Raw genomic sequence first — 13,179 nt, 5'->3', positions numbered from 1 at the left:
CCACGTCGGCGCGCGCGTCAGATGAAGCGCCAGAGGTGGTCGGCGGTGCCGTTGTCGTCCCACTGCACGACCAGCCCGCCGTCGGCGGTGGACATGTCCTGCACGCCCAGCACCAAGCCGCTGGCGGCGTTGACCAGCCGGTACCCCGCGCTGCCCGACACGTTCCAGTAGACGGTGTAGTTGTGGTTGTGCGCGTCGTAGAACGGCCCCAGGGCGACCGCGGAACCGTTGGCGGAGGCGGTGAACGCCAGCGCCGTGGTGCTGGTGCGGGTGATCGACGCGGGGTCCAGCGCCGGCAGCGCGCTCAGCGCGGTGTTGCCGTAGTTTCCCGACAGCACCATCGGGCCGTACGTGATCGCCGAGACGCCCGGGTTGTCGTTGGCGGCGCGCATGACCACCCGCATCGGCAGCCGGACCGCGACCCGGTCGCCGGAGGTCCACGACCGGGTCAGCGAGGCGTAGCTGCCCGGCGTGGTGGCGATGTCCTGCACGGCGCCGTTGACGCTGATCGTCGCGCCGGCGCTCCAGGAAGGGATGCGCACGCGCATGGTCCACGACCCGGCCACGCTGCCCGTGACGGTCAGGGTGGTCGTGTCGCTCACCGGGTAGGTGGTGGTCTGGGTGACCGTGATCCCCCGCTGCGACCAGTTCAGCACCGACGGCGTGAACAGGTTGACCGTCAACGTGGCCCCGTTGTGGAAGTAGATCGAGTCCGCCGGCTTGGTGTTGGTCTCGATCCCGGTGCCCTGGCAGCACCAGAACGTGCCGTAGTCGGTGCTGAAGCTGCCGCCGCCGACCACCGGCCCGGCCTGCCCGCGCCGCCCGCCCGGGTTGAGCGCGGTGAAGTAGCAGACGTGGCCGTGCGCGGAGGCCGGGTCCTGCTGGCCGATCAGGTGGTTGAGCAGCGCCTGCTCGTAGTAGTCGAAGTAGGCCGCGTTGTCCGGGTTGAGCACCCACAGCTCGCGCGTCAGCTTGAGCATGTTGTAGGTGTTGCACGCCTCGGCCGTGTCCGCCCTGAGGAACGACGCGATGGCGTTGGGCGCTCGGAAGTGCTCGGCCTGGCTGTTGCCGCCGATGACGTAGGTGTGCGCGTTGACGGTCATGGCCCACGCGTTGGCGGCGATGTCGCGGTAACGGGTGGCACCGGTGGCCTTGTACTCACGCGTCGCCGCCAGGGGGTCGAACACGGCCGCGTGGTCGAACCGCTGCGCGACCGTGAGCCACCGCGCGTCGCCGGTCTGCTGGCACAGGTCGGTCAGCACGGCGTTCATCCCGCCGAACTCGGTGCGCAGCGTGGTCTGCATCTGGCTGTAGGACAACCGGCCGGTGCGCCAGTCCACCCACCCCGCGAACCGCAGCAGCACGTCACGGGCCTGCGTGCTGCCGATCAACCGCCACACGTCCAGCAGCCCGGCGAGCGTCTTGTGCAGGCAGTAGTACGGCACGCCCTTGCGCGTGCCCTGCTCCACGGTGGTGAAGTCGGATTCGGGGAAGCCGGACAGGTAACCGGTGTTGAACCCGGCTGCCGCCTTGTTCGCCTGGCACTTCGCCAGCTCCGCGACCATGTGGTTGGCCTTGTCGCGGCACGTGGTGTCGCCCAGCACCGCCCACGCCTGCGCCCACGCGGTCAGGAAGTGGCCCTGGCTGTGGGTGCGGAACTCGAAGTTCGGCGCCTCCCAACCACCCAGTGCCGCCGCACCTCCGGTCGACAGCCTGTGGTTGGCCCGGAAGTTGTAGAGCAACCGGTCCACGTCGACGAACCGCAGGTAGGACAGGGTCCGGTTCTGGTTGTCCAGCCACCGGCCCGCAGCAAGCCGCGTCGGCTCAGGTGTGAGGACATGGGGGCTCCAGGATTCGTGGAGGGGGGGAAGCGCCCGCGTGAACCGGGTCGGCGGCCGGTGGGAGGAGCGAGTGCCGGGCACCGTAACGCAGGGTTTTCGCCGAGGACAAGTCTTGCGGCCACTTTCTTGTTAGCGATAACATGGCTAGCCACAAGGAGTTCGCTCGGCATCGAAACGGGTGCCCGCGAACCTCTTGTTCACTGCTGTTAGCGCTAACAATTCAATGCTGAACGCCCGGCCAACGAAGATCGGAGCGGACCATGCGGCCACGCGCGCGCGTCGGCGCGGTGCTGTCACTCGTGACGGCCGCCGTGCTCGTCACCCCGGCCGGACCGGCCTCCGCCGACCCGCTGCCGACCGGCGCGCGGTCGCTGGAGTCGGTCAACTTCCCCGGCCGCTACGTCCGGCACGCCGACTACCTGGGCCGGGTGGACCCGGTGACGTCGGGCAGTTCGGCGCAGGTGAAGCAGGACGCGACGGTCACCGTCGTCAACGGGCTGGCGTCGCCGTCGTGCTACTCGTTCCAGGCGGCCAACGGCCAGTTCTTCCGGCACCGCGACTGGCGGGTGCGGCTGGAGGCGAACACCGGCGACGCGACGTTCCGCGCGGACGCGACCTTCTGCGCCACCACCGGATCGGTGTCCGGCTCGGTGTCGCTGACCCCGTTCAACCGCCCCGACCGGCGGCTGCGGCACCGGAACTACGAGCTGTGGGTGGACGCCTACCAGGACACGGCGGCGTTCCGCGCCGACAGCTCCTTCCGGCTCACCGCGCCGTGGACGCCGAAGACCACGAGGGGGCCGGTGATCCCGGGGCTGTTCGCCGACCCGCACATCGCGAACTTCAACGGCCGCTACTACCTCTACCCCACCACCGACGGCTACGCGGGCTGGGCCGGCGCCTACTACAAGGCGTTCTCCTCCACCGACCTGGTGAACTGGACCGACCACGGCGTGGTCCTCGACCACGGTCCGGACGTGTCGTGGGCGGACAACTCCGCGTGGGCGCCGGCGGTGGTGGCCAAGAACGGCCGCTACTACCTGTACTTCAGCGGCGGCGCGGCGTCCGGCGACACGGGCAAGCACCTGGGCGTCGCCGTCTCCGACTCGCCGACCGGGCCGTTCCGCGACGCCCTCGGCAGGCCGCTGGTCCGGGCGGGCGCCTACTCCGGTCAGGCGATCGACCCTATGGTGTTCACCGACGACAACGGCCAGTCCTACCTCTACTGGGGCAACGGCGCCGCCTACGTCGTGCCGCTGAACGCCGACATGGTCTCGTTCGACCCCGCGGCGGTGCGCACCATCACCCCGAGCGGCTACCGCGAAGCCTCGTTCGTGTTCAAGCGCAACGGCACCTACTACTTCATGTGGTCGGAGAACGACACGCGTGACGAGGACTACCGGGTCGCCTACGCCACCGGGCCGTCCCCGCTCGGCCCGTGGACCAAGCGCGCGGTCGTGCTGCAGAAGCGGCTGGAGCTGGGGATCAAGGGCACCGGCCACCACTCGGTGGTGAAGGCGCCGAACAGCGACACCTGGCACGTGGCCTACCACCGCTTCGCCGTGCCCGCCGGCAACGGCACCAACCGCGAGGTCGCGATCGACCGGATGGCGTTCAACGCCGACGGCGCCATCGCGCCGATCGTCCCCACCCTGTGATCAAGGGAGATCACCCGTGTCCCGAGCACTGACGAGAGCAGGCGCGCTGGTCGCCGCCGTGGCCCTGCTGTTCACCTCCTGGTCGGCGACCACCGGCCGCCGGGCCGAGGCGCTGGAGCCGTTCACCGGTTACCTGATGGCCCACTTCACCGGCGAGCACTCGAACGGCGAGCAGATCCACCTGGCGCACAGCCGCGACGGCCTGCGGTGGACGGACCTGAACAACGGCGCGCCCGTGCTGCTGTCGACCGTCGGCACGCGCGGCGTCCGGGACCCGGCGCTGGTCCGCTCCCCCGCCGGCGACCGGTACTGGATCATCGCCACCGACCTGCGCATCGCCAGTGGCACCTCGTGGAGCGACGCCGCCAACAACGGCAGCAAGTCGTTGGTGGTGTGGGAGTCGACCGACCTGGTGAACTGGTCCGCGCCGCGCCTGCTGAACGTCGCGGGCGGCATCTCCGGCGCGGGCAACGCCTGGGCGCCCGAGGCGATCCACAACCCGGCCACCGGCGACTACGTCGTCTACTGGGCCACCAACGCCACCCTGAACGGCGTCAAGAAGCACCGCATCTACTACGTGCGCACCACCGACTTCCGCACGGTCACCTCGCCGGTGCTGTACATCGACCGCGGAGCCGGTCAGGGCATCATCGACACCCAGATCGTCGAGTCGCCGAGCGGCGTCGGCGGCTACCGGTACTACCGCGCGTCGGCCGACGGCCACATCACCGTCGAGGGCAGCAACTCCGTGCTCGGCTCGTGGACCACCATCGGCAACCTCTCGCACATGGGCATCTCCAACGGCGCCACCGGCGGCAACGTGGTCGAGGGCCCGATGTGGACGCAGTTCAACGGGCGCAACGAGTGGGCGCTGTGGCTGGACCAGTACGCGACCGGTCGCGGGTACATGCCGATCACGTCCACGAACCTGGGCAGCACGCGCAACTTCACCACCCGCACCGACTACTCCCTGGGCGGCACGCGCAAGCGGCACGGCTCGATCCTGAACCTGACCGCCGCCGAGGAGGGCCGGGTGCTGGCCAGGTGGGGCAGCACGGCGCCGGTCAACCGGATCCAGTCCTACAACTTCCAGGACCGCTACGTCCGGCACAGCGACTACGACGTGCGGATCGACGCGAACGTGAGCCCGGCGCAGGACGCGCAGTTCCGGGTGGTGCCCGGCCTGGCCGGGTCCGGCACGGTGTCGTTCCAGTCGGTCAACTTCCCCGGCCACTACCTGCGGCACTACGCGTTCGACTTCGTGCTGGCGGCCGACGACGGCACGTCGGCGTTCAAGTCCGACGCCACGTTCCGCCAGGTGGCCGGGCTGGCGTCGTCGTCCTGGTCGTCCTTCCAGTCCCACAACTACCCCGACCGCTACCTCCGGCACCGGGACAACCTGCTCAAGCTCGACCCGATCACCGACGCGACGGGTCGGGCCGACGCCACGTTCCGGTTGACCGGCTGAATCCCCCCGGTGGGCGGGGCCGCCTCCTGTCCCGCCCACCGGTGGCTCACCCGGGGTGCCTGCCGAGCACGTCGGCGGCGTGCACCGCCTCCAGCGACAGCGTCTTGTACCCGACCTCCTCGAACAGCACGGTGAGCCGGTCGGCCTCGCTCTGCACCACCGTCCCGGCGCCGAACTCGGCGTGGTGCACCCGGGACTGGGCCGGGTACTCGGGGTTGGCCGACACCCCGGTGCCCGCCTCGCCCCGCTCGCACGTGTCGCAGTTGCCGCAGGCGCGTTCCAGCACCTCGCCGAAGTAGCCGAGCAGGTGCTGGCGGCGGCACGCCCTGGTCTCCGCGTACGCCCGCAGCACCTCGATCCGGGACCGGTCCAGCCGGCCGAGCCGTTCGGCCTCCTCGGCCGCCAGGTCGGCGGCCCGCCGCGGCTCGGCGGTCAGCCGGAACCGCGCCTTCGCCGCCCGCACCGCGCCGACCCGCTCCAGCAGGTTCACCCCGGAGGTGACCTTGCGGCGGGACTGCCCGACCTCCCGGGCCAGCTCGGTGACGCGCAGCCCGGGGTGCTCGCCGACGAACGCCGCCAGCTCCGCCAGCGCGTCCCGGTCGACGTGCCGGGACTGCAGGAACCGCTGCAGCCCCAGGTCCTGCGGCCGGTAGAACAGCACCGCCTGAGCGGGTTCGCCGTCCCGGCCCGCCCGGCCGATCTCCTGGTAGTAGGCGTCGAGCGAGCCGGGCGCGGACGCGTGCGCGACGAACCGGACGTCCGGCTTGTCGATGCCCATGCCGAACGCCGAGGTGGCCACGACCACGTCGATCCGGCCGCCCATGAAGTCGTCCTGCACGCGCTCCCGGTCGGCGGCCTTCATCCCGGCGTGGAACGGCTCCGCGTTCGAGCCGCGCTCGCGCAGCTCCTCGGCGTAGCGGCGGGCGTCCCCGCGGGTCGCCACGTAGACCAGCCCGGGCTTGGGCGCTTCGCGGACCCAGTCCAGCACCGCGCGCCGCTTGTCGTCGTCCTCGACGAACATCCGCACGTCCAGTGACAGGTTCGGCCGGTCGAACCCGATGGCCACCACGACCGGGTCGCGCATCTCCAGCCGGCCGATGACGTCCTCGCGGACGGTGGCGCCCGCCGTGGCGGTGAGGGCGAGCACGGGCGGCCGGCCGATCCGGTCCACCGCCGCGCCCAGCCGCAGGTAGTCGGGCCGGAAGTCGTGGCCCCACGCGGACACGCAGTGCGCCTCGTCCACGACGAACAGGGCGGGCTTGCCGAGCCGGTCGAGCACGTCGGGCTTGGCCAGCTGCTCGGGCGCGACGAACAGGTAGCGCACCTCGCCGCGCTCCACGGCCTCCCACACGGCGTTGTTGTCCACTTCGGACTGCGCCGAGTTGACCAGGGCGGCGGCGGGCGCGCCGCTCCCGCGCAGCGCGGCGACCTGGTCGCGCTGCAGGGCGATCAGCGGCGACACCACGACGACCAGGCCGTCCAGCAGCACGCCGGGCACCTGGTAGACCGCCGACTTGCCCGCGCCGGTGGGCAGCACGACGAACACGTCCCGCCCGGCCAGCACCTGCTCCATGGCGTCGATCTGCTCGTCGCGCAGCTCCGGCCACCCGAAGACGTCCGCCGCCGCCGTGCGCAAGCGCTCGCGCACCGCTCGCGCGGCGCTCACCGCGCCACCCGCTCGCGCGAGAGGAGCCGGCCGACCACGACCAGCACCGCGCCCAGCACCAGGAACCCGAGGTCGTAGGCGAGTTCGTGCGGCCCGGTGCGGACGTGGTGCACGCCGAGGACGAGGTGGTCGACCACCCCTTCGACCAGGTTGAACACACCCCACCCGGCCACCACGCCGCCCCACAGCACCCGGCCGGGCACCGGGCCCGAGCGGTTGAGCAGGGCCACGCCGGTGAGCACCAGCAGCAGGCACAGCAGGTGGAACAGCCCGTCGCCGATCATGTTCCGGTGCAGGTCGTCCGGGTACCACCCGGACAGCATGTGGTGCCAGCCGAGGAGCTGGTGGATGACGATGCCGTCCACGAACCCACCGATCCCCAGGCCGAGCACGAGCGCCGATCGCGCGCCTCTCGTCATGGCCCCGGAGTTGCCCCGCCGGCCGGGCTCAAACGCCGAGCGCGCCCGACGAACCCGGCGCGGGCGGCCGACGTGCCCACCGGGTTGGCGCAGCCCGGTCCCGGTCCCCGGACCAAATCCCGGTTTGTCAGATTATTGCGTGACTCTGCTCACTTCTTGCATGCTGGTGTCGTCCCTCCAACGAAGGAGCGTGCCGTGCCCCTGTCACGCAGGACGTTCATCGGGTCGGCCCTGGCCGCCTCCGCCCTGGCCACCACGTCCACCCCGGCCCACGCCGCGAGCCCGCCGGGCGACGTGGTCGGCAAGATCACCGTCGGCTACCAGGGCTGGTTCGCGGCCCGGGGCGACAACTCCCCGATCAACGGCTGGTGGCACTGGAGCGACAACTGGGGCCAGCCGCCGTCGCCGGGCAACCACGCGCTGATGTCGTGGCCCGACATGACCGACTACGCCGCCAAGTACCCGACGGCGTTCGGCGCGCTCGGCAACGGTCAGCCGGCCACCGTCTTCTCGAACCACGACTACCAGACCGTGGACGTGCACTTCCGGTGGATGCGCGAGTACGGCTGCGACACCGCCGCCCTGCAGCGGTTCAACCCGACCGGCGGCGAGGGCCCGATCCGCGACGCCGTCACCGCCCACGTCCGGCGGGCCGCCGAGGCGCACGGCGTGAAGTTCTACATCATGTACGACGTCACGAACTGGACGAACTTCCAGTCGGAGATCAAGGCCGACTGGATCGACAAGATGCGCGCGTACACGTCGTCGCCCATGTACGCGCGGCAGAACGGCAAGCCGGTCGTGTGCATCTGGGGCTTCGGCTTCAACGACCCCGGCCGACCTTTCACGCCGCAGCAGTGCCAGGAGGTCGTCGACTGGTTCAAGGGCCAGGGCGTGTACCTGATCGGCGGCGTGCCCACGCACTGGCGGCGTGAGGTCGAGGACTCGCGGCCGGGGTTCGGCGGCGTCTACCGCAGCTTCCACATGATCTCGCCGTGGATGGTCGGCCGGATCGGGAACGTCGCCGACGCGGACCACTTCCACACCAACGTCAACTCACCGGACCAGGCCGAGTGCAACCGGCTGGGCATCGACTACCAGCCGTGCGTGCTGCCCGGCGACCTGTCCCGGCGGCACCGGGCGCACGGCGACTTCATGTGGCGGCAGTTCTACAACATGGTGCGGCTGGGCGTTCAGGGCATCTACATCTCGATGTTCGACGAGTACAACGAGGCCAACCAGATCGCCAAGACGCCGGAGACGCAGGCCGGGATACCGGTCGGCTCCGGGTTCCTGGCGCTGGACGAGGACGGCACGCGCTGCTCGTCGGACTACTACCTGCGGCTCACCGGCGACGGCGGCCGGATGCTCAAGGGGCAGCTCGCGCTGACCGCCGTCCGGCCGACCAAGCCGATGCCGGACGGCCCGCCGCCCGTCGACCAGGACCTGGCGGCGGGCCGGCCGACCGCGCAGAGCAGCCAGACCCAGGGCTACGGCAGCCACCTGGCGGTCGACGCGGACCCGCACAGCTACTGGGAGAGCGCCAACAACGCGTTCCCGCAGTGGGTGCAGGTCGACCTGGGCGCGGTCACCACGCCGCGCCGGGTGGTGCTGAGCCTGCCGCCGAACCCGGCCTGGGGCAGGCGCACGCAGACGATCGCGGTGGAGGCGGCGGAGGGGTCGACGTTCGGCGTCGTGGTGGGGGCGGCGGGGTACGCGTTCGACCCGGCGACGGGCAACTCGGTCACGATCACCCTGCCGGCCGGGGTGCGGGCCAGGCACCTGAGGCTGCGGTTCACCGGCAACACGGGCTGGCCGGCCGGGCAGCTGGCCCGGTGGCAGGTGTTCGCCTGACGGTCCCGGTCGGGGAGCGCCCGCCGACGGCGCTCCCCGACCGCCCACCCGGCTCTGGGAGCGCTCCCAATGTAGGCTGCGGCCCATGGTGAGCGTTCTGGTCACGGGATCGTCGGACGGTATCGGTCGGGAGACGGCGGCGGCGCTCGTCGGGCTCGGGCACCGGGTGGTGCTGCACGCGCGCAACGCGCGGCGGGCCGAGGAAGCGCTGGCCGCCGTGCCGGGCGCGGCCGACGCGGTGGTCGGCGACCTCTCGTCGCTGGCGCAGACCCGCGAGCTGGCGGCGGCCGCGGGCGGGTTCGACGTGGTGATCCACAACGCCGGGCTGGGCGGCGGCCTGCCCGAGCGGACCGTCACCGAGGACGGCCTGGAGCTGCTGTTCCAGGTCAACGTCCTCGCGCCCTACCTGCTGACCGCCCTGATGCCCCGGCCCCGCCGGCTGGTCTACCTGACCTCGGGCCTGGAGTCGCAGGGCGTCGCGGACCTGGACGACCTCCAGCACGAGCGCGGCCCGTGGCACGGCATGCAGGCGTACTCGGACTCCAAGCTGCTCGACGTGGTGCTGGCGTTCGCGGTGGCCCGCCGCCACCCGGACCTGCTCAGCAACGCCGTCGACCCGGGCTGGATCAAGACCCGGATGGGCGGCCCGAACGCCACCGACGAGCTGCCGACCGGCGCGGACACCCAGGTGTGGCTCGCCACCTCCGACGAACCCGCCGCCACCGTGACCGGCCGCTACTTCAAGTGGCGCGAGGAGCTGCGGGCCAACCCGGCCGCCTACGACGTCGACGTGCAGGACCGCCTGCTCGACGCGTGCGCGGAGATCACCGGCGTCAAGCTGGGCTGACCGCCCCCCCGCGAACGGCATCAGCGTCGGGTTCACCGACCCCTTCGTCACAGTGCGTGGCCGGCGTGCCGCGGTGTTGCCCCATTCGGGCCTCCGGTCGTCGCCCGCGACCCGCTGACCTCTACTGTTGCCGTGGTCGCAGGCGACCGCATCGGGTTGAAACAGCCAGCCCGCCACCGTTGACATGGGCGTTTCAAGGGAGCGACCGATGGAGCAGGAAGTCGTGGCGGCCTCGGCGGAGGCCGTCGAGGAGCAGGGCGTGCCGGTGCTGCGCGTCTCGGGCGAGGTCGACATGGGCACCACCGATGCGGTGCGCCAGGAGATGCTGGTGTGGCTGGACACCACGCGCTCCACGTCGGTGATCGACCTGTCCGGGGTGACGTTCCTGGCCTCCAGCGGCCTGGCGCTGCTGGTGGAGGCCGCGCAGCACTCCCAGCGCCGCGGCACCGCCTTCATCCTGGTGGCCGGCCATCGCGCCGCCCTCAGGCCGCTGCGGGCCACCAGCATGGACAAGCTGTTCACGATCCACCCCGACCTGGATCAGGCCGTCGCCGCGGCGCGGAACGCCACGGCGACCGCTGTCCCGTCCGGCTCGTCGCCTGAAGTGACGGGCGCCACTGATTAGGGAACCCGCGATCGGGTAACCGGTCGGGAACCGTCAGCACGCGTGCTCGCACGGTAGGACCGTCGTCCCTGGGGGCCGGTCCGGGCCGGGCCGGTCGGAAGGTTGATCACACAGCCTCCGTTCCAGGTCCGGCCTTCCCCGTTTCCGGCCCCTCCTCACGACCGCGCTACCGGTCCCGGCCTGCCGGGGTGGGCTGTCGGGTCGCGCGGGGTGTGCCCACGAGGTGGCGGCTCAGGTCGCCGCGCAGCGTGGACACCGCGTCGAGCACGTAGTTCTGCCGCACCCGCCACGGGCCGCGGTCGCCCTGGCGCGGGAACGCGTCGATCGCCCGCTGGATGTAGCCGGACGCGAGGTCGAGCAGCGGTCGGCGGGCCAGCTCGCGGTCCGGCACCGGCACGACGGACGCGTGACCGCGCCGGTCCATGTGGCCGAGCACCCGGCACACCAGCCGTGAGGTCAGGTCGGCCCGCAACGTCCACGACGCGTTCGTGTACCCGACGCACACCGCGAAGTTGGGCAGCCCGGTGATCATCGCGCCGCGCCAGATGAACTGCTCGGACAGCTCCACCCGCCGCCCGTCCACGCTCGGCTCGATGCCGCCGAACGCCAGCAGCCGCAGGCCGGTGGCCGTCACCACGACGTCCGCCGCCAGCTCGCGACCCGACTTCAGCCGCACGCCGCCGGGCGTGAACGAGTCGACGTGGTCGGTGACGACCGACGCGCGCCCGGCCCTGATCGCCTGGAAGAGGTCGGCGTCCGGGATCGCGCACAGCCGCTGGTCCCACGGGTCGTAGGTGGGCGTGAAGTGCTCGCGGACCACGGCCTCGTCCTTGAGCGCCTTGGTCGACAGCCCGGTGAGCACCTTGCGCGCCGCCTTGGGCCAACGCCGGCAGAACTGGTAGAACGCCAGGCCGAACAGGATGTTCTTGGTCCGGATCAGCCGGTGCGCGGCGGCGGCGGGCAGCAGCTCGCGGACCTTGTCGGCGAGCTTGTCCCGGCCGGGCACCACGCCGACCCACGTCGGCGAGCGCTGGAGCATGGTGACGTGCGCGGCGGTCCGGGCCATGGTCGGCACGATCGTCACCGCGGTCGCGCCGCTGCCGATCACCACCACCCGCTTGCCCGCGTGGTCCAGGTCGGCCGGCCAGAACTGCGGCCGCACGACGTCGCCGCGGAACGACCCGATGCCCGGGAACACCGGGTCGTGGCCCTGGCCGTAGTCGTAGTAACCCGCGCACGAGTAGAGGAAGTCGCAGGTCATCGTGCTCTCGGTGACCGCGCCGTCCTCGTCCCGGCGGCTGGTCGTCAACGTCCAGCGCGCCGTCGCGGTGGAGAAGTCGGCGGCGAGCACCTTGGTCCGGTAGCGGACCAGCCGGTCGATGCCGAACTCCGCGGCGGTGGCCCGGATGTAGTTCAGGATCGTCGGGCCGTCGGCGATCGACTTCGCCTCGCGCCACGGCTTGAACGGGTAGCCGAGGGTGAACATGTCCGAGTCGGACCGGATGCCCGGGTAGCGGAAGAGGTCCCACGTGCCGCCCATCGCGTCACGGGCTTCGAGGATCGCGACGGACTTGCCGGGGCACTCGGTGAGCAGCCGGTAGGCCGCGCCGACGCCGGACAGCCCGGCGCCCACGATCACGACGTCGACGTGCTCGGGACTGGTCATGGCCCCAGTGTGCTGGAGCGCCCGGCGCGGGCCTTGACCGGGGACGACAAGTATTTGACCCTGTACGACATGTCGGTAGTCCGGTCGGCGGGGTTGCGCGGGTTCCGGGCGACCGTGGCGGAGCTGGGCGGCCGGGCCGAGGACTACGCCCGTGCGGCGGGCCTGCCGGTGGCCGCGCTCGACGCGGACGACCTGCTGGTGCCGGACCGGGCGGTGGCGGCCGTGCTGGAGCTGGCCGCCGCCGGGCTCGACTGCCCGGACCTCGGCCTGCGGGTGGCGGCCAGGCAGGACTTCGGCATGCTCGGACCGCTCGCGCCGGCCATCCGGAACTCGCCGACCGTGGCCGACGCGCTGGAGAGCACGTCGCGGTACCTGTTCCTGCACGCCCGGTCGGTGAGCCTGGCGCTGGTGGACGACCCGCACGGCGCGCCGGACCTGGTCGCGCTGCACTACGGCGTGCCGCCGGACGCGCCGGTCGGCGCGCAGGCGATCGACCTCGGCCTCGGCTTCCTGCACCGGTCGATCACGTACCTGCTGGGTCGCCCGTACGGGTTGCGCAGCGTCGAGCTGCCGCACACGCCGACGATCCCGGTCGCGGTGTACGAGGAGTTCTTCGGGGTGACCGTCCACACCGGACAGCCCGCGCCACTGCTGCGGTTGCCGCGCGCCCTGCTGCGCCGGCCGCTGGCGCGCGGCGACGAGCGGGTGTGGCGGCTGGCGCTGGCGTTCCTGGCCGAGCAGGACCCGGGCGGCGCGAGCCTGACCGCGCGGGTGCGCGGCGTGCTGACCCGGTCGCTGGGCACGGTCGCGCCGGAGATCGGCGCGGTGGCCCGGCTGGTCGACCTGCACCCGCGCACCGTGCAGCGCCGGCTGGCCGCCGAGGGCACCACGTTCGCGGCCGTGCTGGACGAGGTGCGGCGCGAGGCCGCGAAGCGGTACCTGACCACGACCAACGTGCCGATGAGCCAGGTGGCCGGGATGCTGGGCCTGTCCGAGCAGTCCGCCCTGAGCCGCTGCTGCCGCCGGTGGTGGGGCAGCACGCCGACCGCCGTCCGACGCGGCGCCTGACTCCCCGCCCCCGGCCGCGCTGTCGTCACGGGTCAAATCCCTGTCGCGTCAAGTCAAGCCCCGCCGG

10 protein-coding genes are annotated in these 13,179 nt (G+C 72.0%); 6 read left to right on the top strand and 4 right to left on the bottom strand.

Annotated elements, in window-relative coordinates; all coding sequences use genetic code 11:
• Positions 1-17 precede the first annotated feature (17 nt).
• On the bottom strand, positions 18-1,922 hold the full coding sequence (locus AB0F89_RS20020) for a beta-L-arabinofuranosidase domain-containing protein (protein WP_367138356.1): 1,905 nt from the start codon (positions 1,920-1,922) through the stop codon (positions 18-20).
• A gap of 179 nt (positions 1,923-2,101) precedes the next feature.
• Between AB0F89_RS20020 and AB0F89_RS20015 the strand changes: the two genes are divergently transcribed.
• Both AB0F89_RS20015 and AB0F89_RS20010 read left to right on the top strand, forming a co-directional pair.
• On the top strand, positions 2,102-3,499 hold the full coding sequence (locus AB0F89_RS20015; RefSeq protein ID WP_367138354.1) for a family 43 glycosylhydrolase: 1,398 nt from the start codon (positions 2,102-2,104) through the stop codon (positions 3,497-3,499).
• Between the two features lie 16 nt (positions 3,500-3,515).
• Entirely contained in the window at positions 3,516-4,967 is a 1,452-nt protein-coding gene (locus tag AB0F89_RS20010) for a glycoside hydrolase family 43 protein (RefSeq protein ID WP_367138352.1), read from the top strand.
• A 46-nt stretch (positions 4,968-5,013) separates the two neighbouring features.
• Here the strand turns inward: AB0F89_RS20010 and AB0F89_RS20005 are convergent, their stop codons facing one another.
• Together AB0F89_RS20005 and AB0F89_RS20000 are read right to left on the bottom strand one after the other, a co-directional pair.
• Positions 5,014-6,633, bottom strand: a complete 1,620-nt coding sequence (locus AB0F89_RS20005; protein ID WP_367138350.1) for an ATP-dependent DNA helicase RecQ — start codon at positions 6,631-6,633, stop codon at positions 5,014-5,016.
• Positions 6,630-7,052, bottom strand: coding sequence for a DUF2243 domain-containing protein (locus AB0F89_RS20000; RefSeq protein WP_367138348.1), 423 nt, complete (start codon positions 7,050-7,052; stop codon positions 6,630-6,632). Before AB0F89_RS20000 ends, AB0F89_RS20005 begins: the two co-directional genes overlap by 4 nt.
• Positions 7,053-7,247: 195 nt before the next feature.
• Between AB0F89_RS20000 and AB0F89_RS19995 the strand changes: the two genes are divergently transcribed.
• The 3 genes from AB0F89_RS19995 (at position 7,248) to AB0F89_RS19985 (ending at position 10,378) form a co-directional block, all read left to right on the top strand.
• Entirely contained in the window at positions 7,248-8,906 is a 1,659-nt protein-coding gene (locus tag AB0F89_RS19995) for a discoidin domain-containing protein (protein ID WP_367138346.1), read from the top strand.
• Positions 8,907-8,991: 85 nt separating this feature from the next.
• The gene (locus AB0F89_RS19990; protein WP_367138344.1) at positions 8,992-9,753 is read left to right on the top strand and encodes an SDR family NAD(P)-dependent oxidoreductase; all 762 of its coding nucleotides are present in this window, start codon (positions 8,992-8,994) and stop codon (positions 9,751-9,753) included.
• Between the two features lie 208 nt (positions 9,754-9,961).
• Complete coding sequence (locus AB0F89_RS19985; RefSeq protein WP_367138342.1) at positions 9,962-10,378, top strand: STAS domain-containing protein; 417 nt, start codon at positions 9,962-9,964, stop codon at positions 10,376-10,378.
• A 166-nt stretch (positions 10,379-10,544) separates the two neighbouring features.
• On the opposite strand, the gene AB0F89_RS19980 is transcribed toward AB0F89_RS19985, so the two are convergent.
• Positions 10,545-12,044 carry a flavin-containing monooxygenase gene (locus AB0F89_RS19980; RefSeq protein ID WP_367138340.1) on the bottom strand — a complete coding sequence of 500 codons (1,500 nt, stop codon included), beginning with the start codon at positions 12,042-12,044 and terminating at the stop codon, positions 10,545-10,547.
• 69 nt (positions 12,045-12,113) lie between these two features.
• On the opposite strand from AB0F89_RS19980, the gene AB0F89_RS19975 reads away from it, so the two are divergent.
• A complete protein-coding gene (locus tag AB0F89_RS19975) occupies positions 12,114-13,112 on the top strand; it encodes an AraC family transcriptional regulator ligand-binding domain-containing protein (protein ID WP_367138338.1) in 999 nt (332 codons plus the stop codon).
• Positions 13,113-13,179: the final 67 nt, after the last annotated feature.

The organism is Saccharothrix sp. HUAS TT1, from assembly GCF_040744945.1.
In the GTDB taxonomy this organism is placed as follows: domain Bacteria; phylum Actinomycetota; class Actinomycetes; order Mycobacteriales; family Pseudonocardiaceae; genus Actinosynnema.
This window is presented reverse-complemented; position numbering and strand designations above follow the sequence as displayed.

What these genes read in the sequence shown, in the direction of transcription:
- AB0F89_RS20015 (WP_367138354.1), top strand. Translation starts at nt 2,102, where the DNA reads ATGCGGCCACGCGCGCGCGTCGGCGCGGTGCTGTCACTCGTGACGGCC.
- AB0F89_RS20000 (WP_367138348.1), bottom strand. Translation starts at nt 7,052, where the DNA reads ATGACGAGAGGCGCGCGATCGGCGCTCGTGCTCGGCCTGGGGATCGGT.
- AB0F89_RS19990 (WP_367138344.1), top strand. Translation starts at nt 8,992, where the DNA reads ATGGTGAGCGTTCTGGTCACGGGATCGTCGGACGGTATCGGTCGGGAG.
- AB0F89_RS19985 (WP_367138342.1), top strand. Translation starts at nt 9,962, where the DNA reads ATGGAGCAGGAAGTCGTGGCGGCCTCGGCGGAGGCCGTCGAGGAGCAG.
- AB0F89_RS19980 (WP_367138340.1), bottom strand. Translation starts at nt 12,044, where the DNA reads ATGACCAGTCCCGAGCACGTCGACGTCGTGATCGTGGGCGCCGGGCTG.
- AB0F89_RS19975 (WP_367138338.1), top strand. Translation starts at nt 12,114, where the DNA reads ATGTCGGTAGTCCGGTCGGCGGGGTTGCGCGGGTTCCGGGCGACCGTG.